This is a genomic window from Microbacterium sp. bgisy203 (genome assembly GCF_057706945.1).
Map to the genome: position 1 here is coordinate 137,730 of NZ_JBYIPF010000004.1, position 20,086 is coordinate 157,815.

At 71.0% G+C, this 20,086-nt stretch carries 16 protein-coding genes; 10 read left to right on the plus strand and 6 right to left on the minus strand.

The features are described from left to right. The first annotated feature begins 219 nt into the window (after nt 1-219). From AC3ENQ_RS08460 to AC3ENQ_RS08480, 5 genes are all read left to right on the plus strand, one after another. Nucleotides 220-1,494, plus strand: a complete 1,275-nt coding sequence (locus tag AC3ENQ_RS08460; protein ID WP_431803586.1) for an ABC transporter substrate-binding protein — start codon at nt 220-222, stop codon at nt 1,492-1,494. Between the two features lie 70 nt (nt 1,495-1,564). Further along, the gene (locus AC3ENQ_RS08465) at nt 1,565-2,638 is read left to right on the plus strand and encodes a carbohydrate ABC transporter permease (RefSeq protein WP_431803588.1); all 1,074 of its coding nucleotides are present in this window, start codon (nt 1,565-1,567) and stop codon (nt 2,636-2,638) included. Then, nucleotides 2,635-3,543, plus strand: coding sequence for a carbohydrate ABC transporter permease (locus AC3ENQ_RS08470; protein WP_431803590.1), 909 nt, complete (start codon nt 2,635-2,637; stop codon nt 3,541-3,543). Before AC3ENQ_RS08465 ends, AC3ENQ_RS08470 begins: the two co-directional genes overlap by 4 nt. Nucleotides 3,544-3,570: 27 nt before the next feature. Further along, complete coding sequence (locus AC3ENQ_RS08475) at nt 3,571-5,091, plus strand: GH1 family beta-glucosidase (protein ID WP_431803592.1); 1,521 nt, start codon at nt 3,571-3,573, stop codon at nt 5,089-5,091. Next, on the plus strand, nt 5,088-6,122 hold the full coding sequence (locus tag AC3ENQ_RS08480) for a LacI family DNA-binding transcriptional regulator (protein WP_431803594.1): 1,035 nt from the start codon (nt 5,088-5,090) through the stop codon (nt 6,120-6,122). Before AC3ENQ_RS08475 ends, AC3ENQ_RS08480 begins: the two co-directional genes overlap by 4 nt. A 232-nt stretch (nt 6,123-6,354) precedes the next feature. Here the strand turns inward: AC3ENQ_RS08480 and AC3ENQ_RS08485 are convergent, their stop codons facing one another. The 3 genes from AC3ENQ_RS08485 to AC3ENQ_RS08495 all read right to left on the minus strand — a co-directional run bounded on the left by AC3ENQ_RS08485 (nt 6,355) and on the right by AC3ENQ_RS08495 (nt 9,913). Then, entirely contained in the window at nt 6,355-7,701 is a 1,347-nt protein-coding gene (locus AC3ENQ_RS08485) for a uracil-xanthine permease family protein (protein ID WP_431803596.1), read from the minus strand. An 87-nt stretch (nt 7,702-7,788) separates the two neighbouring features. Then, on the minus strand, nt 7,789-8,940 hold the full coding sequence (locus tag AC3ENQ_RS08490) for a DUF4232 domain-containing protein (protein ID WP_431803598.1): 1,152 nt from the start codon (nt 8,938-8,940) through the stop codon (nt 7,789-7,791). A 1-nt stretch (nt 8,941) separates the two neighbouring features. Continuing rightward, nucleotides 8,942-9,913 (minus strand): phosphoribosylaminoimidazolesuccinocarboxamide synthase, encoded by a 972-nt coding sequence (locus AC3ENQ_RS08495; protein ID WP_431803600.1) that lies wholly within the window; start codon nt 9,911-9,913, stop codon nt 8,942-8,944. Nucleotides 9,914-10,178: 265 nt separating this feature from the next. On the opposite strand from AC3ENQ_RS08495, the gene AC3ENQ_RS08500 reads away from it, so the two are divergent. From AC3ENQ_RS08500 to AC3ENQ_RS08515, 4 genes are all read left to right on the plus strand, one after another. Continuing rightward, nucleotides 10,179-11,132 carry an intradiol ring-cleavage dioxygenase gene (locus AC3ENQ_RS08500; RefSeq protein ID WP_431803602.1) on the plus strand — a complete coding sequence of 318 codons (954 nt, stop codon included), beginning with the start codon at nt 10,179-10,181 and terminating at the stop codon, nt 11,130-11,132. Between the two features lie 175 nt (nt 11,133-11,307). Further along, a complete protein-coding gene (locus tag AC3ENQ_RS08505; RefSeq protein ID WP_431803604.1) occupies nt 11,308-11,886 on the plus strand; it encodes a PadR family transcriptional regulator in 579 nt (192 codons plus the stop codon). Beyond that, nucleotides 11,883-13,448 (plus strand): DHA2 family efflux MFS transporter permease subunit, encoded by a 1,566-nt coding sequence (locus AC3ENQ_RS08510; RefSeq protein ID WP_431803606.1) that lies wholly within the window; start codon nt 11,883-11,885, stop codon nt 13,446-13,448. The genes AC3ENQ_RS08505 and AC3ENQ_RS08510 overlap by 4 nt, the downstream gene beginning before the upstream one ends. A gap of 162 nt (nt 13,449-13,610) precedes the next feature. After that, the gene (locus AC3ENQ_RS08515; RefSeq protein WP_431803608.1) at nt 13,611-14,894 is read left to right on the plus strand and encodes an ATP-binding protein; all 1,284 of its coding nucleotides are present in this window, start codon (nt 13,611-13,613) and stop codon (nt 14,892-14,894) included. Between the two features lie 114 nt (nt 14,895-15,008). On the opposite strand, the gene purD is transcribed toward AC3ENQ_RS08515, so the two are convergent. Beyond that, a complete protein-coding gene (gene purD / locus AC3ENQ_RS08520; protein WP_431803610.1) occupies nt 15,009-16,292 on the minus strand; it encodes a phosphoribosylamine--glycine ligase in 1,284 nt (427 codons plus the stop codon). Between the two features lie 257 nt (nt 16,293-16,549). Here purD and AC3ENQ_RS08525 point away from each other — a divergent pair, with 257 nt between their 5' ends. Beyond that, entirely contained in the window at nt 16,550-16,924 is a 375-nt protein-coding gene (locus AC3ENQ_RS08525; RefSeq protein WP_431803612.1) for a sterol carrier family protein, read from the plus strand. Nucleotides 16,925-17,046: 122 nt separating this feature from the next. Here the strand turns inward: AC3ENQ_RS08525 and AC3ENQ_RS08530 are convergent, their stop codons facing one another. Both AC3ENQ_RS08530 and AC3ENQ_RS08535 read right to left on the minus strand, forming a co-directional pair. Further along, the gene (locus AC3ENQ_RS08530) at nt 17,047-18,063 is read right to left on the minus strand and encodes a WxL protein peptidoglycan domain-containing protein (RefSeq protein ID WP_431803614.1); all 1,017 of its coding nucleotides are present in this window, start codon (nt 18,061-18,063) and stop codon (nt 17,047-17,049) included. 59 nt (nt 18,064-18,122) lie between these two features. After that, on the minus strand, nt 18,123-19,940 hold the full coding sequence (locus tag AC3ENQ_RS08535; protein ID WP_431803616.1) for a hypothetical protein: 1,818 nt from the start codon (nt 19,938-19,940) through the stop codon (nt 18,123-18,125). Nucleotides 19,941-20,086: the final 146 nt, after the last annotated feature.

Here is a 20,086-nt window from a genome sequence, read left to right on the forward strand (position 1 = left end):
GTGTCGACGCGCGCCGGGCATCCGCCGTTACCGAAGCGTGACCGTCCGCGTGGGAGCGCTCTCTTGCACCTGTGGGAGCGATCCCATACAGTGTGAGTCGTCCGATGAGAGCGCTCCCACGGGCGGGAAGCGGTACGCGAGAGACGCGCACGACGATCACCGGACGAACGCCCCCGCATCCCGCGGAGCGCCCGCACCCACACCACAAAGGAGTGACACGTGAACACACGCGCACTGCGTCGCATCGGCCTCGTCGCCGGCGTCGCCACCACCTCGGCTCTCGTTCTCGCCGGCTGTGCCGGCAGCGGCGGGGGCGGGGACACCTCCGACCCGAACGGCGAGGTCACCCTCACCGTCGCAACCTTCAACGACTTCGGCTACACCGACGCGCTGCTCGCCGAGTACTCGAAGGAGCACCCGAACGTGAAGATCGTTCACAACAAGGCGGCCACCTCGAACGACGCGCGCGCGAACTACTTCCAGAAGCTCGGCAAGACCGGCCTCGCCGACATCGAGGCGATCGAGATCGACTGGATGCCCGAGGTCATGAAGTACTCCGATCTCCTCGCCCCCGTGCCCGACGACCTCAAGGGCCGCTGGCTCGACTGGAAGGAGAAGGGCGCGACGGATGCCGACGGAAACCTCATCGGCTACGGCACCGACATCGGCCCCGAGGGCGTCTGCTACCGCTCCGACCTGTTCGCCGCAGCGGGCCTGCCCACCGACCGCGACGAGGTCACGAAGCTGCTCGAAGGCGACTGGGCGAACTACTTCGCGGTGGGCGAGCAGTACACCAAGGCGACCGGCAAGGCGTTCTTCGACTCCGCCGGGGGCACCTACCAGGGCATGATCAACCAGGTCGAGGCGGCCTACGAAGACCCCTCCAGCGGCGAGATCGACATCGCCCCCGAGGTCGAGGACATCTACAACCAGGTGCTCGATGCGAGCGCGACGCAGTCGGCCCACCTCGGTCAGTGGTCCGACGACTGGATGGCGGGGCTGTCCAACGGCGCGTTCGCCACGATGCTCTGCCCGGGCTGGATGCTCGGCGTCATCGAGGGCAACGCCAAGGACGTCACCGGCTGGGACATCGCCAACGTGTTCCCCGGCGGCGGCGGCAACTGGGGCGGCTCGTACCTGACCGTCCCCGCGAACGGCAAGAACGTCGCGGCGGCGCAAGAGCTCGCCGACTGGCTCACGAGCCCCGAGACGCAGCTCAAGGCGTTCGAGAACGCGGGCACCTTCCCCAGCCAGCTCGACGCCATGAAGTCGGACACGCTGCTCGACTCGACCAACGAGTTCTTCAACAACGCACCGGTGGGCCAGATCCTCACCGACCGCGCCAACGCCGTCACGGTGTCGCCGTTCAAGGGCGAGTTCTACTTCCAGATCAACGACGCGATGCAGAAGGCTCTGACCCGCGTCGAAGACGGAACGCAGGACAAGCAGGCGTCGTGGGACCAGTGGAAGACGGAAGTCGCCGCCATCAAGTAGTCATCGCACCGGTGGTCGGGCGGGGCGCCGCCCCGCCCGACCACCGGGCTCGTCCGGAAAGGAGCCGACCGTGACGGCATCCACCACCCCCGCGCGCACCCCGAAGCGCGTCGGCTTCAGCAGCAAGCTCAGCGCGTGGGACCTGAAGGTCTCGCCCTACCTCTACATCTCGCCGTTCTTCATCCTGTTCGTCGTCGTCGGGCTCTTCCCGATCGGTTACACCGCGGTCATCTCCTTCATGGACTGGGACCTCGTGCGAAACTCGGGCGAGTTCATCGGCTTCGAGCAGTACGCCAGCGTCGTGAACGACCCGAAGTTCTGGACGGCTTTGCGCAACACGTTCAGCATCTTCCTGCTCTCGTCGGTGCCGCAGCTGATCGCCGCGATCTTCATCGCGGCCCTCCTCGACCAGAACATCCGCGCGAAGACCTTCTGGCGCATGGGCGTGCTCGTGCCGTACGTGATGGCGCCCGTCGCCGTCGCGCTCATCTTCTCGAACCTGTTCGGTGACCAGTACGGCCTCGTCAACACGTGGCTGGGCAGCATCGGCATCGAGCCGGTCAAGTGGCACTCCAACGCCTTCGCGAGCCACATCGCGATCGCCACGATGGTCAACTTCCGCTGGACGGGTTACAACACCCTCATCCTGCTCGCCGCGATGCAGGCCATCCCGCGCGACTATTACGAAGCCGCGACCGTCGACGGCGCTGGCAAGGTGCGTCAGTTCTTCGCGATCACCGTGCCGAGCCTTCGCCCCACCCTGATCTTCGTCATCATCACCTCGACCATCGGCGGCCTGCAGATCTTCGACGAGCCGCGCATGTACGACCAGTACGGCACGGGAGGCGCGAACAGCCAGTGGCTGACGATCTCGCTCTGGCTCTACGACGTCGGGTGGGGGCAGTGGAACTTCGGGCGCGCGGCCGCGCTCGCCTGGATCCTGTTCCTCATCATCCTTGCGATCGGCATCCTGAACCTCTTCATCACCCGCAGCCTCGTCCGCGACGAGGGCGCCCGCGGCCCGCTCAGCAGGTCGGAGCTGCGTGCCGCCCGGCGCGAGGCCAAGGCATCCGTCGCCGCCGGCGGCGCGAGCGCGCACACCGGCGCGCGCACCCGAGACAACACCAGGGAGGCCGTTCGATGAGCGTCCTGAACGAGCGGCCCATCGTCATCGACGAGACCGACATCCCCGCCGAGAATCGCCGTCCCCGCGCGCGCCACGTCAAGGGCGCCCGGCCGGGGTGGTTCGTGTACGCGTGCCTGGGCATCGTGCTCCTGGCGAGCGTCTTCCCCTTCTACTGGTCGTTCCTGATCGGCTCGGGCGACTCGTACACGATCCGCGACCCGAACATGTCGTGGATCCCCGGAGGCAACTTCTTCGCGAACGCCGCGAAGGTCATGAACGACCCGGCGGTGAACTTCTGGGTGGCCCTGTGGAACTCGATCGTGAGCTCCGCGCTGATCGCGGCATCCGTCGTCTTCTTCTCCACCCTCGCCGGGTGGGCGTTCGCGAAGCTGCGCTTCCGCGGGTCGAGCGTGCTGCTGGTCTTCGTCATCGCGACGATGGCCGTCCCCACGCAGCTCGGCGTCGTGCCGCTGTACATCCTCTTCGGCGACCTCGGCTGGACGGGGCAGCTCGGCGCGATCATCGTGCCCGCGCTCGTGAGTGCGTTCGGCGTGTTCTGGATGACGCAGTACCTGCGTCAGGCGGTGCCCGACGAGCTCATCGAGGCCGCGCGCGTCGACGGTGCGAGCTCGTTCCGCACGTTCCTGACGGTGGGCCTGCCCGCCGCGCGGCCCGCGGCCGCGATGCTCGCCCTCTTCACGTTCGTATCGGCCTGGAACAACTTCTTCTGGCCTTTCATCGTGCTCGACCGGCAGAATCCGACCCTTCCCGTCGCACTGTCGCTGCTGCAGTCGAACTACTTCGTCGACTATTCGATCGTCCTGGCCGGCGTGCTGCTGGCGACGATCCCGCTCCTGATCCTGTTCGTCTTCGCGGGCAAGCAGCTGGTCAGTGGCATCATGCAAGGTGCGGTCAAGGGCTGAGACCCGCCGCGACAGGGAAGGATCATCATGGCTGAGCACTCGCGCGCCTTCGCGCCGGAATTCCTCTTCGGCGCGGCGACGGCCGCCTACCAGATCGAGGGGGCCGCGTTCGAGGACGGCCGCACGGCATCCATCTGGGATGCCTTTGCGCGCGTGCCGGGCGCCGTCATCGGCGGCGACAACGGAGACGTCGCGTGCGACCACTATCACCGCTACCCGCAGGACGTCGCGCTCATGAAGGAGCTCGGCCTCGACACCTACCGCTTCTCGGTGTCGTGGGCGCGTGTGCGACCGGACGGCGGCGCGGTGAACCAGAAGGGCCTCGACTTCTACAAGCGACTCGTCGACGACCTGCGCGAGAACGACATCCTGCCGTGGCTGACCCTCTACCACTGGGACCTGCCCCAGGCGATCGAAGAGCAGGGCGGCTGGACCGTCCGTTCGACGGCCGAGCGGTTCACCGAGTACGCGCTGGACGTGCACGACGCGCTCGGCGACCGCGTCGCGAACTGGACGACGCTCAACGAGCCGTGGTGCTCCTCGTTCCTCAGCTACACCGCCGGCATCCACGCGCCGGGCCGCTACAGCGTCACCGACGGCGTGCTCGCCGCCCACCACCTGCTGCTCGGGCACGGGCAGACGGTCCGTGAGCTGCGCGCCCGCGACGCGGCGCTGCGCCTCGGCATCACGCTCAACCTCACCGTCGCCGAGCCGGTGGATGCCGCCGTGCCCGCCGACCTCGACGCTGCCCGTCGCATCGACGGGCAGTTCAACCGCTGGTTCCTCGATCCGATCTTCCGGGCGGCGTACCCCGCCGACGCCGTCGAGGACATCCGCGCCGTCGACCCCGAGGCCATCGCCGCGCTCGACGCCGCGACCCTTCCCGGCGATCTCGAGACGATCGCGACCCCGATCGACGCGCTGGGCGTCAACTACTACCACGGCGAGTTCGTCGGCGGCGCGCCCGACCCGCACGCGCCCGCCCCGGGCGATGCGCCGACGCCGCGCCGCACCGAGTCGCCGTTCCCGTCGCACGAGGGGATCTTCTGGCACGACCGGGGCCTGCCGCGCACGAGCATGCACTGGGAGGTAGACCCGGCCGCGCTCACGACCCTCCTCCGCCGCGTCTCCGACGAGTACACCGCGCCGGTCGGCACGACGTTGTACGTCACCGAGAACGGCGCCGCCTACGACGACGTCCTCGTCGGGGCCGGTTCCGAGGCTCGCGTGCACGACGCCGACCGGGTCGCGTTCCTGCGCGCGCACCTGGGCGCCGTGCTCGATGCCGTCGACGCGGGCGTCGACGTGCGCGGCTACTTCGCGTGGTCGCTGCTCGACAACTACGAGTGGGCGTGGGGGTACGAGAAGCGCTTCGGCATCGTCCACGTCGACTACGACACCCAGGTGCGGACGCTGAAGGACAGTGCGCTGGAGTATCGTCGGATCATCGCCGCACGCGCGATCGACGTCCCGCAGGGTCACCCCGCAGACGCGCTCGCCGCGGCATCCTCTGCCACCGCCGTCCAGAGTGAGGTTCCCTCCCCGTGACCATCGACACGCCGCGTGCGGCCGCGACGATCGAGGAGGTCGCCGCCGCGGCGGGCGTGTCTCGCTCGACGGTGTCGCGCGTCGTCAACGGGTCGACCGCGGTCAGCCCCGCCGCGGCCGACGCCGTGCGCCGCGCGATCGCCGAGCTCCACTATGTGCCGAATCGCGCCGCGCGCTCGCTCGCGTCGCGCGCCACGATGGCGATCGCCCTCGTCGTCCCCGAGGACACGACGCGCTTCTTCGGCGACCCGTTCTTCGCGGCGGTGGTCTCCGGCATCCATTCCCGGCTCAGCCGGTCGGACTACGTGCTGAACCTCATCATCGCGAGCGACGACCCGGGCGACAAGACCGTCGCCTATGTCCGCAGCGGCGCGGTCGACGGGGCCGTCGTCGTCTCGCACCACACGAGCGACACGTTCATCGACAGCATCGCCGCATCGGTGCCGGTCGTGTACGGCGGCCGGCCCGTCCGCGAGCGCGAGCGCGACTACTACGTCGATGTCGACAACGCCGCCGGCGCGGCGGCGGCGACTCGCTACCTGCTCGAGAAGGGCCACCGGCGCATAGCGACGATCGCCGGTCCCCTGAGCATGCCGGCCGGGATCGACCGGCTCGACGGCTTCCGCGCGGCGCTGAAGGATGCCGGGCTCGAACCCGTCGCCGTCGAGGACGGCAACTTCACCGCCGACGGCGGAGGGGCCGCGATGCAGCGGATCCTCGCCGGCGCCGGTACCGACGCCGACGGGCGCGTCGAGTTCGACGCCCTGTTCGTCGCGAGCGACCTCATGGCGCGGGGCGCGCTCGCGGTGCTGGGCAGAGCCGGCATCCGCGTGCCCGAGGATGTCGCGATCGTCGGGTTCGACGACTCGCCGGTCGCCGTCGCGGTGCAGCCGCAGCTGACGACGGTGCGCCAACCCTCGCACGCACAGGGCGAGAAGATGGCCGACGTGCTGCTGTCGCTCCTCGCGGGCGGCACGCCGCCGCATGTCACGATGCTCGACACGACCCTCGTGGTGCGCGACTCGGCCTGACGCGCCTCGCGCGCCGTCTCTCGTGGTCGTATCGGCGCGAATCGTCGTCACGCGCGCTTTCGTCGGCGCGAATCGTCGGCATCCGGCCCGGAGAGAGCGATCTGCGCCGACGAAACCTCCGCGGGGCGGGTGCTGCCATGGGGGGTGCTACCAGGGGGGTGCTGCCAGAGGGGTGCAGGCAGGTGAGGGGATGCCTGGATGGCGCGAGTCCAGGCATCCCCTCAGCGCCGGGTCACTCGGGGTCGCCGCCGAGCTGGCCGATCGGGACGATGGGGCCGCCGTCGTCGGCGCCGGTCTTGCGCCAGCGGGCGATCGCGTTGCCCACGTGATAGATGAGGAGCGCCGCGACCGCGCCGAGGACGATCGCGCCGAAGCTGAGGCTGCCGAGCGTGAACTCGAAGCCGGCGATCGCGATGATGAACGCGACCGCGACCGTGTACTGGTTGACGGGACGCGAGAAGTCGACCTGGTTGTCGACCCAGATCTTGATGCCGATCACGCCGATGAGGCCGTAGAGCGCGGTCGTCACGCCGCCGAGGACGCCGGCGGGCATCGCGAAGATGACGGCGCCGACCTTCGGCGAGAAGGCCAGCAGGATCGCGACCGTGCCCGCGACCCAGTACGCCGCCGTCGAGTAGACGCGGGTCGCCGCCATGACCCCGATGTTCTCACCGTAGGTCGTCGTTCCCGAGCCGCCGCCGAGGCCCGCGATCGTCGTCGCGACGCCGTCGGCGAGAAGCGCCCGGCCGGTGCTCTTGTTGAGGGACGGGTCCTGAGCCATCGTCGCGACGCCGCGGACGTGGCCGACGTTCTCGGCGATGAGCACGAGAATGACGGGGAGGAACATCGGCAGCGCGCCCCACGCCTGCGGGTCGCCGAACGCGGGGAAGTGGAACTCGGGCAGGCCGATCCATGCCGCGCTCTCCACGCCGCTCCAGTCGATGCGCCCCAGGATCGCCGCGGCGACGTACCCGACGACGACGCCGAGGAAGATCGACACGCGGCCGAGGAACCCGCGGAACAGCACCGCGAACAGGATGCACGCGACGAGGGTGATCGTGCCGAGCAGGCCGTCGGTCTTGAAGTTGTTCCACGCGGCTGGGGCGAGGTTCAGGCCGATGAGGGCGACGATCGCGCCCGAGACGACCGGAGGCATGAGCTTCTCGATCCAGCCCGTGCCGGTCGCCTGTACGAGCAGTCCCACGCCGGCGAGCAGGATGCCGACGAAGAAGACGCCGAGGAGGGCCTGCGAGATCTGCTCCGGCGAGTCGAGCGGCTTGCCGCCGCCGGGTCCGAGCGCGACGATCGGGGCGATGAACGCGAACGACGACCCGAGGTAGCTCGGCAGCTTGTTCTTCGTGAGGATGAGGAACAGCAGCGTCCCGAGTCCCGAGAACAGCAGCGTCGTCGAGACGGGGAAGCCGGTGAGCAGCGGTACGAGGAAGGTCGCACCGAACATCGCGACCACGTGCTGCGCGCCGATCGCGATGGTCGCCGGCCAGCTCAGGCGCTCGGACGGGGTGACGACGGCGCCGGGTTCGACGGTGCGCCCGTCGCCGTGGAGGGTCCAGATGGGCATGGGGGTGCTCCTCGTTCGAACTGGGGGGGATGCCAGCGCTCAGACTACCTGGGAGGGTGCTGTGTGCCGCGATGCCCCGGTACGGAACTATCCCTCGGTCGCGGCGCCGGGATCCCGCAGCGCCCACGCCGTCACCGCGACGTCCGACCCCTCGACGACATCGAGGTCGATCGGCCACGACCCGCGCGTCTCTCCGGCGAGGACCGCCGCCCACAGGGTGCGCGTCACGAGCGCGCCCTGCGTGGATGCCGCATCCCACCCGATCGTCGCGACCGCCGACCCGCCCGCGGGGATCTCGACGCGCGTCGGCCCGGCGTCGCTCCCCATAAACGAGCCGCCCTGCGCCACCGCGACGGCGAGGAGGTGCCCGTTCTGGTCGCCGAACGCGATGTCGGGATAGCCCTCGATCACGCACGGGCGGTCGGAGAAGTTCATGAGCTCGAGGCTGAGCCCCCGGTGGCCCGTCGCGCCGTCGACGCTCCCGAGGAGGATCGTCGCGCGCGCGGGAGTGCAGCCGTCGATGTCGGTGATGCCGGGCCCGGGCGCGACCTCGGGGACGGGTTCGCCCGCGGCATCCGGGTCGGGGCGCAGCGAGCCGTCGGCGGGCGGCGGCTCCTGCTGTTCGGCTTCGGCGCGCAGCTGAGCCTGGGATGCCTCGTCGCCCCCGACCCGGACCGCGGCGAGCGCGACGAGGGCCACGACGGCGACGGTCGCCGTGATCGCCAGGCCACGCCGCCCGGTGCGCGGCGCGTCCGGCTGCGCGTCGGCGTCGCCTGTCTGTGCGCGCCGCGCGAGCCGTCCGGCGATGAGGGCGGGGATCCAGCCGTACAGCAGGCCCCAGTACGCGCCCGACGCGGCCCGCGAACCGAGGTCGACCGACCACAGCGCCCACCCCGAGGTCAGGAGGGGGCCGAAGACGAGCGCGATGTCGACGGTCATGCCGACAATCGCGCCGGCCGCGCCGGTCGCGAGCCACGTCGTCGGCACGGGCGCCGAGCGCGGTGCGAGATGCAGCAGCGTCGCGTGCACGAGGGCGACGGCGACCGCGCCGGCGAGGGGGAGGAGAGCCGGCCAGGGCGCCGGCCACGACCAGACGTACGGCGTCGCGCCGACCGGAAGCACGGCCTGCTGCACGCGGGAGAGCGGGGTCAGCGAGACGGCGGCCGCGAGGAGCGCCGTCGCGAGCCAGACGAGGCCGACGGTGCCGCTGACGATCCAGCGGGAGCGGTGCCGCCCCACGTCAGCGCGCGCCGGTGTCGGAGGTCAGCTTCTCGAGCAGTTCGCGGTACTTCGCCGCGGTGCGCTCGACGATCTCGGCGGGGAGCTCGGGTGGGGTGCCCTCGCCGTCGCGCGAAGGATCCCAGTGCGCGGCGAGCCAGTCGCGGACGATCTGCTTGTCGAAGCTCGCCATGCGTTCGGCGGGGGTCGTCCCCGACGCCCAGGCGGTGGCATCCCAGTACCGGGACGAGTCGCTCGTGAGGACCTCGTCGGCGAGGGTGAGGGTGCCGTCCGCGTCGAGTCCGAACTCGAACTTCGTGTCGGCCAGGATGAGCCCCTTCGCCTCGGCGGTCGCAGCGGCGCGACGATAGGTCTCGAGCGACCGGTCGCGGAGCTCTGCGGCACGCTCTGCGCCCACGAGCTCCTCGGCCCGGGCGAACGAGATGTTCTCGTCGTGCTCGCCCATCGGCGCCTTGTAGGCGGGGGTGAAGATCGGCTCGGGCAGGCGGTCGCCGTCCTCGAGGCCGGAGGGGAGGGAGATGCCGCAGACCGTGCCCTCGGCGCGGTACTCCTTCCAGCCCGACCCGGTGAGGTAGCCGCGGACGACGCACTCGATCGGCAGCATGTCGAGGCTCCGGACCACCATCGCGCGGCCGGCGACGGCGGGCGGGATGAGGTCGACGAGGTCGTCGGCGGTGTTCGCCTCGCCGTCCGGGCCGAGGGTGAGGACATGCGAGGGGGCGAGGTGATTCGGGATGCGCGGTCCGCCGTCGGCGCCGGCGAGCTGGTCGAACCACCAGAGGCTGAGGGTCGTCAGCAGCACACCCTTGTCCGGGATGCCGGGGCTCAAGACGTGGTCGAACGCGCTCACCCGGTCGCTCGCGACGACGAGCATCCGGTCGGGGGCATCCGGGGTGTCTGCGGGCCGATACAGGTCGCGCACCTTCCCGGAGTACACGTGGGTCCAGCCGGGCAGATCGAGGGCATCCGTCACCGCACCATTATCGCGGGTCGCCGTGGCGCCGGGGCGGCCAGGTCGCCGTGCCGCCGGGCGCGGCCGGTGCCGCATCCCGGTGCTCCGCGCCGCGCGTTCGGTTCGCAGGACTTTCGTCTTCCGGGCGGCGCACGCCCCGCACGAACCGGGGCCACCGCCCGCCGACGATACGAGATCTCCTGCGAACCGGACGGCGATTCTCATCCATCGGCGACGCATAGGTGCCCCAGCGGCGACGCCTGGGCGCCGGGCCGATGCTGGTCGCATGACTCCCGAACCCGAACACACCCCCGACGGTCCCCGCTACGAGGGCCGACCCCTCGACCGGCCCGACGACGAGGTCGTCGACCAGGGCGCCGGCTTCGACCTGATGACCCTCGTGTCGCGTCGCGGGATCCTCGGCATCGCCGGCCTCGGCCTCGGAGCGGTGGCGCTCGCGGCGTGCTCGGCAGTGGCGGATGCCGCGGCCACCCCGGCGGCGACCCGCACCGCGACCCCGACCCCCACCCCGACCGCGACGCCCACCCCCACGCCTGCCGCGACGGTCGCGCTCCCCGCCGGCGAGATCCCCGACGAGACCGCCGGACCCTACCCCGGCGACGGGTCGAACGGCCCCGACGTGCTCGAGCAGTCGGGCATCGTGCGCCAGGACCTCCGCACCTCGATCGGGGGAGGCGCGACCGCCGACGGCGCGCCGCTGCGGTTCACCCTGCGCCTCACCGACATGGCGAACGGTGACGCACCCTTCGCGGGCGTCGCCGTCTACGCCTGGCACTGCGACGCGCAGGGCCGCTACTCGATGTACTCGTCGGGCATCGAGAACGAGACGTATCTCCGCGGCGTGCAGGTGACGGATGCCGACGGCCAGGTCACCTTCACCTCCATCGTCCCCGGGTGCTACTCGGGCCGCTGGCCGCACATCCACTTCGAGGTCTACCCGTCGGTCTCGCAGATCACCGACTCCGGCAACGCGATCGCGACCTCGCAGCTGGCCTTCCCGGAGAGCATGCTGGGGCCGGTCTACGCGCTCGCCGCCTACGACGGGTCGGCGCGGAACCTCGCGAACGTGAGCCTCGCGACCGACAACGTCTTCGGTGACGACGGTGGCGCACTGCAGGTCGCGACCGTGACGGGGGATGCGACGGGCGGGTTCACGGCATCTCTCGTGGTGCGCGTCGACACGGCGACCGCGCCCACCGGCGGGTCGGCGACGCGTTGAGACAGGGCGCGCTGAGACACGGACGCGCTGAGACAGGACCCTCTGAGACAGGACCCTCTGAGACAGGACGCGCTGAGACACGCATGGGGTGTATAGTCCACATGGACTAGTCGACACGGACCACACGGGAGGACGTCTGAGGGACACCGTCGCGCGCCTCACCCCGCTCGGGGTCATGGTGCTCGCGCTGCTGCGCGAAGACGACATGCACCCGTACGAGATGATCCGCCTGCTGCGCCAGCGCCACGACGATCGCATCGTCCCGATCACGAACGGCACGATGTACCACACCGTCGCCCGGCTCGAACGGCAGGAGCTCCTCGCCGAGGTCGGCATCGACCGCGACGGCAACCGCCCCGAGCGCACGACCTACGCGCTGACGGATGCCGGCCGCGACGCTGTGACCGAATGGGTGCGACGGGAGCTTCCCGTGCTCGATCGGCCGACCGAGTTCCGCGTCGCCCTGTCCGAGGCGCACAACCTCTCGCGCGCGGAGACGATCGCCCTCCTGCGGACGCGTCTCGCCGCGCTCGCCGAGGCGCGTGACGTGCACGTGCGCGGGCGCGCGCAGGCCCTCGACGGCGGCACCTTCGAGCAGTACCTCATCGAGGTCGAGCGGCAGGGCGCGCTCCTGGCCGCCGAGCACGACTGGCTCGCGGGGTTCCTCGAACGCCTCGCCCACCCCGACTTCGTCTGGGGCGCTCACGCACAGACCGACCGTTACCTGGCTCAGAGAGAGGCCGCACGGCAATGACCGATCCCACCGCACACCGCACGGATGCCGCGGCATCCAGCGCCCCGGCATCCGACGCTCCGGCATCCGACGCTCCGGTATCCAGCGCTCCGGCATCCGACGCTGCGGCATCCACCCCCGCGCACAGCCCGTGGCCCGCCCTCTGGGCGCTCGTCATCGGGTTCTTCATGATCCTCGTCGACACGACGATCGTGTCGGTCGCGAACCCGGCGATCAAGGCCGCGCTCGACCCCGACACCGCGAACCTCGACAACGTCGTGTGGGTCACCTCCGCCTACCTCCTCGCCTACGCCGTGCCGCTGCTGATCACCGGCCGTCTCGGCGACCGCTTCGGTCCGAAGAAGGTCTACCTCGTCGGCCTCGCGATCTTCACGATCGCGTCCCTCGGGTGCGGACTGTCGTCGACGCTCGAGATGCTCATCGTCTTCCGTGCGGTGCAGGGCCTCGGCGCGGCCCTCATGACGCCGCAGACGATGGCGGTCATCACGCGCACCTTCCCGCCCGCGAACCGCGGTGCCGCGATGGGGCTGTGGGGCGCGACGGCGGGCGTCGCGACGCTCGTCGGCCCGCTCGCCGGCGGTCTCATCGTCGACGGCCTCGGGTGGGAGTGGATCTTCTTCGTCAACATCCCGGTCGGGATCGTCGGCTTCGTCCTCGCCTGGATCCTCGTTCCCGCCCTTCCGACCCACCCGCACCGGTTCGACCTGGTCGGCGTGTTCCTCTCCGCGGCATCCCTCTTCCTCATCGTCTTCGGGCTGCAGGAGGGCGAGCGCTTCGACTGGGCGCCGTGGGTGTGGGGGATGATCGCCGGCGGTGTGGTGCTGCTCGCGCTGTTCCTGTGGGAGCAGGCGCGCACCAAGAGCGAGCCGCTCGTTCCTCTCGAGCTGTTCCGCGACCGCAACTTCTCGGTCGCGAACATCGGCATCGCCACCGTCGGATTCGCCGTTACCGCGATGTCGCTGCCGATGATGTTCTACTACCAGCTCGCGCGCGGGCTCACCCCGACGCAGTCGGCGCTGCTGCTGATCCCGATGGCGGTGCTCTCCGGCGTCCTCGCGCCGATCGCGGGGCGCGTGCTCGACAGGGTGGATGCCCGGACGCTGCTCGTCCCCGGACTCTTCCTCGCCGCGGTCTCGCTGTTCTGGTACGCGGCGCTCATGAACCCGAGCTCCGCGACGTGGGAGTTCCTTCTCCCCTCGGCGCTCATGGGCATCGCGCAGGCCGGCATGTGGGGGCCGCTCGCGACGACCGCGACGCGCAACCTCGCGCCGCGCCAGGCGGGCGCCGGAGCCGGCATCTACAACACGACCCGGACGATCGGCTCGGTGCTCGGCTCGGCATCCATCGCCGGGTTCATGCAGGCGCGGCTCGAGGCGAACCTGCCCGGGCTCGCCGATGCCGGGGTCGGCGAGTTCGGCGGCGGCGCCCTGCCGGATGCCGTCGTGTCGGGCTTCTCGTCGGCGATGGCCCAGTCGATGCTGCTGCCGGCGGCGGTGCTGCTCGTCGGCGTGGTCGCGGTCCTATTCATGGAACGCCCCGCGCACCTCCCTGCGAGGCGCTGAGCGCCTCTTCTCGCCCTTCCGTCCCCGCGAGACCGCGCATATGTACGCTTCCGCGCCCCGGATCGTGACATGTGTGCGGTCTCGCGGGCGGGGGAGCGCGCTCTCGCGGGCGGGGGGAGCGCGGTCTCGCGGGCGGAGACGCGGCTGGGGCACAATGACCGTGTGAGCCGAACGCAGGTGCGCGACTTCCATGACGACGATCTCGAAGCCGTCGTGCGCCTCTGGGAGGAGCTCAACGGCGACGACGAGAACCCCGTCTACTCGCTCGCCGAGGTCATCGCCTCGTGCCAGGCCGACCACGCCGTCGTCGCCACGCGCGACGACCGTCTCGTCGGAGTCGCGGTCGGGCGCGCGGCGCACGCGCAGGGGTGGATCGTCTTCTTCGGCATGGCCGGGGTGCCGGGCGCGGAGCACGTGTCGGGCAGCCTCCTCGACGCCCTCGAACGCCGGATGGCGCCTCTCGGTCTCGGGAAGCTGTCGATCCTCCTCGCCGAGGAGCAGGAGCCGCTCGCCGCGTTGACGGCGAACGGGTTCGAGGTGCGCGACCCGCTGCGATACCTCGAGAGGCGGATGCCGGTGCAGCGCCGCGAACTCGACCAGCTCAAGGAGGTCGGCGGCCGCGTGCTGCCCCGCCACCTCTGGGAGAACGTCAGCGGCATGCGCCACGAGAAGGACCTCCTCGAAGCGCGCCTCGTCACGCCCCTCTCGCGTCCCGACATGGCCGACCGGTTCGGCGTCGTGCCGCCGCGCGCGGTCATGCTGTTCGGCCCTCCCGGCACCGGAAAGACGACGTTCGCGAAAGCCGTGGCATCCCGCCTCGACTGGCCGTTCGTCGAGGTCTTCCCCTCGCGCCTCGCCGACACGTCCGCGGGACTCGCCGGCGCGCTCCGGGCGACCTTCGAGCGGATCGACGCGCTCGATCACGCCGTCGTCTTCATCGACGAGGTCGAGGAGATCGCGTCGCGCCGCGGAGGAGTGCCGCCGTCGCCGACGCAGGGGGTGACGAACGAGCTGCTGAAGCTCGTCGCGGAGTTCCGTGAGCGCGAGGGGCGCATCCTCATCTGCGCGACGAATTTCGTACGAGCGCTGGATGCCGCGTTCCTCCGGCACGGGCGCTTCGATTACGTCATCCCGATCGGGCTGCCCGACGACGAGGCGCGCTTCGCGATCTGGAGCCGCTACATTCCGAGCGAGTCGACGGCGGGCATCGACATCTCGGCGCTCGTGAACGCGAGCGCGGGCCTCACCCCGGCCGACATCGAGTACGCCGCACGGCGCGCGTCGCAGGAGGCGCTCGCCCGCGCGCTCCGAGCCGGCGACGACGGGACCCACGCGATGCTCACGACGGGGGAGTACCTCGCGGCGCTCGGCGCGACGAAGGCCACCGTGTCGCCCGACGCGGTGTCGGACTTCCTCGCCGACATCGACGAGTACGCCCGGCTGTAGCGCCCCCACTGACCGCGAGACCGCGCAAATGTACGCTTCCGGACGCCGGATCGTGACATTTGCGCGGTCTCGCGGGCGGGGGAGGCGCCGCGACCGTGGGGCCGGGCGCGGGGATCAGGCGTCGGCGACGCGCGCGGCGATGTCGGTGCGGAAGTGCGCGCCGTCGAGCGAGATCTCATCGAGCGCCGCGTAGGCGTGCTCGCGCGCCTGCGCGAACGACGCACCCGTCGCGACGACGTTGATCACGCGTCCGCCGGTCGCGACGAGGATGCCCTCGCGCTCCTCGGTGGCCGCATGGGCGATGTGGATGCCGGGAGTCTCGGCCGCGGCCTCGAGACCGTGGAGCTCGCGGCCCGTGCGGGGCGACTCGGGGTAGCCCTCGCTCGCGAGGACGACCGTGATCGCGGAGAAGTCGGCGAACGTCGGCGCCGGCTCGTCCTCGAGGATGCCGCTCGCCGCCGACATCAGCAGGCGCGACAGGGGGCTCGTGAGGCGCGCGAGGACGACCTGCGTCTCGGGGTCGCCGAAGCGCGCGTTGAACTCGATGACCTTGATCTGCGTGTCGTCGCCCTCGCCCGTGACGATGAGCCCGGCGTAGAGGAGTCCGATGAACGGGGTGCCCTCGGCATCCAATTCGCGGATCACGGGCTCGGCGACGGTGCGGGTGACCTCGTCGACGAAGGCCTCTTCGCTGCCGAAGCGCTCCGCGAGCCAGGGGAGGGGCGAGTAGGCGCCCATGCCGCCGGTGTTCGGGCCCTCGTCGCCGTCGAGTGCGCGCTTGTAGTCCTGCGCGGGGGTGAGGGCGCGGACGGCGTCGCCGTCGCTGACGAAGAAGAGCGAGACCTCGGGGCCGGAGAGGAACTCTTCGACGAGCACGGCGCCCGTCGCGAGGTAGGTGTCGGCGTGCGCGAGGGCGGCGTCGCGGTCGTCGGTGACGATGACGCCCTTGCCGGCGGCGAGGCCGTCGGCCTTGACGACATAAGGGGCGCCGTAGGCGTCGAGCGCGGCCTCGACCTCGGCGCGGGTGGTGGCGCGCGTGGCGCGCCCGGTCGGGACGCCCGCGGCATCCATGATCCGCTTCGCGAACGACTTCGAGCCCTCGAGCTGCGCTGCCGCCTTTCCCGGCCCGAACACGGGGATGCCCCGTCCGCGCAGCGCATCGGCGACCCCTGCGACGAGCGGCGCCTCGGGTCCGATGATCACGAGATCGATCTGCGCCTCGTTGGCATAACCGGTCACGGCGGCCGGGTCGTTTGCGTCGAGGCCGGGGACGATGGTGGCGTCGCCCGCGATGCCCGCGTTGCCGGGCGCGGCGAACAGCTCGTGCCCGCCCTCGCCCTTCAGCGACAGGATGATGGCGTGCTCGCGGGCACCGGAACCGAGGACGAGAATGCGCACGCGCCCAGCCTACCGACGGGGTCGGGCGGGGTTCGTGTTCCGTCTTCAGTCTGTACGGTTCGGGCGGTGACGGCGCGCCGCGGGATTCTGCGGACCGCGACCGGTCGCGCGCACGCCGAGACTGAATACGGCACGCCGGCCGCGGGCGCTCTGCGGCCCCGGCGCGGTGACACAACTCAGGCAGAACGGTGCCGTGGGCCCCGGAGCCGCCGGCCGGGGGCGGTTCTGCCTGAGTTGTGTACGGCTAGCGTGGACCCATGGCGCGGAAGATCACCACGGGAGACGGGCGGGCGGCGCTCGCTGCCGTCGCCGGGGCCGCCGCGAGCCCGGATGCCGCCCCCGCAAGCCGCACCGACACGGCCACGGCGGTCCGCTATCTCCTGCAGCTGCTGGTCGAGAAGGCGCCGGGCAACACGGTCGAGGTGCGGGTGCCGCCCTTCGGCGCCGTCCAGGTCGTCGAGGGCCCCCGGCACACGCGCGGCACCCCGCCGAACGTCGTCGAGACCGACGCGGCGACCTGGATCGCGCTCGCCACCGGCGGTGAGGCGTGGGCGGATGCCGCGGCCGCCGGCCGGATCGCCGCCTCGGGCACCCGCGCCGACATCTCGGCGCTCCTTCCGCTGCGGCCGTGACCTGCACCGGCGGGACCGGTGCGCGTGGGGCGGCGCCGGCGCGTCGAAAGCAGGCCCGATCGGCACCTCGCGCTGCCGATCGGGCCCGGTCGAACGGTTGAGCCTGCTTTCCGCACCGATTGTTACGCAGAGGAGGCCGTCCGGCGCCGCTCGCGACGGCGGATGAGCGCCACCACCAAGACGGCAGCGCCGACGACGAGCAGGAGCAGCGCATACAGACTCCACGGCACCGCGGCGATCGAGAACTCCATCGCGACGGGGGCCACCGATCCGGCGCCGAGACCGACTCCCTCCGGAGTCACCGTGGCAGATCCGCTCAGCCAGCCGAGCGAGAGGGTCGGCACCTCGGTCGCGACCTCGATCGTCGAGCCGGGGATCACCTCGGCGAGCTGCGTCGGGGCGAAGGTGGTCCCTAACAGGCCCCCCGGCCCGGCGACCGCGATGGTCTCCAGCCCCGTGATGCGGGTGTTCCCGGAGTTCTCAAGCGCGTAGGAGATCGTCAGAACGCCGGGCGCGAACGGATTCCATGACGGCGTGTAGGACGCCTCGACGTTCGAGACGGCCGCGGCCGGCGCGAGTTCGCCCGCGACGCGGAGATTGATCCGCGTGCCGAGCCGTCGATCGACCGACAGTGACTGCGAGGCATCCGTCGTCTGGAGCGACGTGACGATGCCCGCGGCGTGATCGCCGGGCCGGGCGTCGGCGGGCACCGTGATCGTGAAGGCCACTTCGGTCTGCTGGCCCGGGGCGAGTTCGAGGGTCGCAGACGTGACGTCGACCCAGGTCCCCGCGTCGACGGAGGGCGTGCCGTCGACGACGACGTCGATCTCGCCGCTGGATGCCGTGAATGCGTCCGCCGCGTAGACCGCGAGGGGGAGGGCCTCGGTGCCGGTGTTGACGACGACCATGGCGTCCTCGATCACGGCGCCGGGATCGACGTCGTAAATGAAGTTCGCGCGAGCGTTGCCGTTCGCGTTGTCGGCCGTGCGCACCGACCACGCGACGCCGCCGGCGGAGTCGTCGGCGCGTGCGGGGGCAGTCCCGACGGCGAACGCCCCCGTGAGACCGAGGGCCACGAGGACGGCGGAAGCGAGAAGGACGCGCCGGCGACGCGGCGGGTGGGGAGCGGAATCGGTCACGGCTGGCTTTCGGGGGTCGGATGCCGGGGCCCCGGCGTCGTGCCGGGGCCCCGACGCACTCACTGGAGTGCGGTGATGGTGAGCTTGCTCGTGTAGTCGCCCGCGGCGGTGGTGCCGGGGATGACGAGATCGAGATCGGCTCCGACCGTCGCGGTCGCGGCTGCCGTCGACGATGCCAGTACGCGCGACGAGCCCAGGCCCGCGCCGCCCAGTCGGGTCGAGGCGACCTCGGCCCCCGCGGACACCGAGGCGCCGCCGGCGACGATCTTGGGGGTCCAGCCGAGCAGACCGCCCGAGAACGACGCGCCGCCGGTCGAGCTGAACGTGCCGGCCTGGCCCGAGATGCTCCACGTGTACGGCGAGGTTCCGCCGGCACGCGTGTCGGTGACGACGATGTTCGTCAGCGAGCCGGAGGCGACGAAGTTGTCGCCTTCCTGCGTCGCCGTGCCGAGGTCGGCCGGCGACGTACCGGCGAACGCCCAGCCGAACGAGCCGGACGGGTTGTCGACCCACGTCGGAACCTCGACGACGACGGTCGACTCGTCCGCGAACGTCAGCGGCGTGTACGTCTCGAACGGCGCGTACGCGGCGCCGCTGCCCGGGTAGGTGTAGATGCCGAAGTTGCCGGCCGCGAGAGCCTGCGCGTCGGTCGGCGACAGCGTGATCTCCGTCGAGAACGTGCCGTCGGGAGCGAGCTCGATCGCACCGGAGCCGGCACCGCCGATCGTCGCCACGCTCGCCGCGGGGACGGCCCACTTCTGCGAGATGACGGTGCGTGCAGAGCTCGCGACACCGGCGGAGGGCTTCCAGTTCTGCGGGAACTTGCCGAAGACGACGTACGCGCCGCCGAAGGTGCCGGCGAGCGGCGGTCGGGTGCCGTTCGTGGCGGGTGCGGAGGCGACGAAGCCCGAGCCCGTCACCGTGACCGTCTCGCCCTTCGTGAGCCCCGTGGTCTTCGACACCGTGACGGTGGGCGTCGCGGGCACGGCTGCGGCCGTGTAGGAGACGGCGAGCGGGGTGGCGGGCTTGCGTGCGTCGGCCGCGCCGCCCGACGAGTACCAGTAGCTCGACTGGCCGGTCTGCACCTGGAAGTCGACGAACGACTGCGGGAAGGCGCCGAAGTTCGGGCCCGTCGTCACCTGGGGGGTGCCGCTACCGGTGTTGACGGTCTTGCCCAGGTAGTCGGGCGTCACGGTGAAGCCGGTCGCGGTGACGTCGACGCCGGTGAGCGTCGCGATGACCACGTTCTCTGCGGGGGTGATGGATTCGAAGAGGCTGGTGTCGTCCATCGAGGTGCGGTAGCCGCCGAGCGTGGCGGTGACCGTGCCCGTGCCGTTCGCGGCGACGCTGAGATGCGGATCGGTGATCCACGCACGCGTCATCCCGGAGTAGAACGCCGAGGTGAACGTGCCCGTCCACTGGATCTCGGCGGTGCCGGCGGCGGGGTCGACCGTTCCGGTTCCGTTCGCGATTTCGACGACGTGGCCCGAGTTGAGGCCGTTCGAGGTCGAGATGACCGTCCCGGCCGCATTGGTGCGCAGACCCGCGAACGTCGCGTCGGCGTAGCTGCCGTCGCTCTGCAGCTTGAGGACGCTGACATCGCCTTCGCTCTGCTTCCAGTTCGTCGCGGTGATGAGGTCGCTCGACGAGGTCGCACTGACGATTCCCGCGCTGAGCAGGTTGTACGTGCCCGGCGCGTATGCGGCGGCGTTCGCCTCCGCGCTGATCCCCCAGCGGAAGACCGCATCGTCGATCGTCGTCCCGGCGGCTGTGGCCGGCGCGGCGGCCAGGACACCCCCGAGGACAAGTGCTGCTGCTGTCGCGGTGGCTGCGGCCGGGCGGCCCCACCCTCGTCGACGCATGGTGGAAGAGTCCACGTTCATTGCCTTCGTGACGTGCCTTCCCGAAGATGTGCGACGGCTGCGGGAACCGGGCGCGTACATTGGATCGAATGTGTAAGGATAGGCAAGCCTTACCTAACCACGCAGCGAGATTCCAACGCAACAATTCGGTAAGGCTAACC

Bases quoted from the DNA above. Each gene is read 5' to 3' on its own strand.
- AC3ENQ_RS08470 (WP_431803590.1), top strand. From the start codon at position 2,635: ATGAGCGTCCTGAACGAGCGGCCCATCGTCATCGACGAGACCGACATC.
- AC3ENQ_RS08475 (WP_431803592.1), top strand. From the start codon at position 3,571: ATGGCTGAGCACTCGCGCGCCTTCGCGCCGGAATTCCTCTTCGGCGCG.
- AC3ENQ_RS08485 (WP_431803596.1), bottom strand. From the start codon at position 7,701: ATGCCCATCTGGACCCTCCACGGCGACGGGCGCACCGTCGAACCCGGC.
- AC3ENQ_RS08500 (WP_431803602.1), top strand. From the start codon at position 10,179: ATGACTCCCGAACCCGAACACACCCCCGACGGTCCCCGCTACGAGGGC.
- AC3ENQ_RS08505 (WP_431803604.1), top strand. From the start codon at position 11,308: ATGGTGCTCGCGCTGCTGCGCGAAGACGACATGCACCCGTACGAGATG.
- AC3ENQ_RS08510 (WP_431803606.1), top strand. From the start codon at position 11,883: ATGACCGATCCCACCGCACACCGCACGGATGCCGCGGCATCCAGCGCC.
- AC3ENQ_RS08525 (WP_431803612.1), top strand. From the start codon at position 16,550: ATGGCGCGGAAGATCACCACGGGAGACGGGCGGGCGGCGCTCGCTGCC.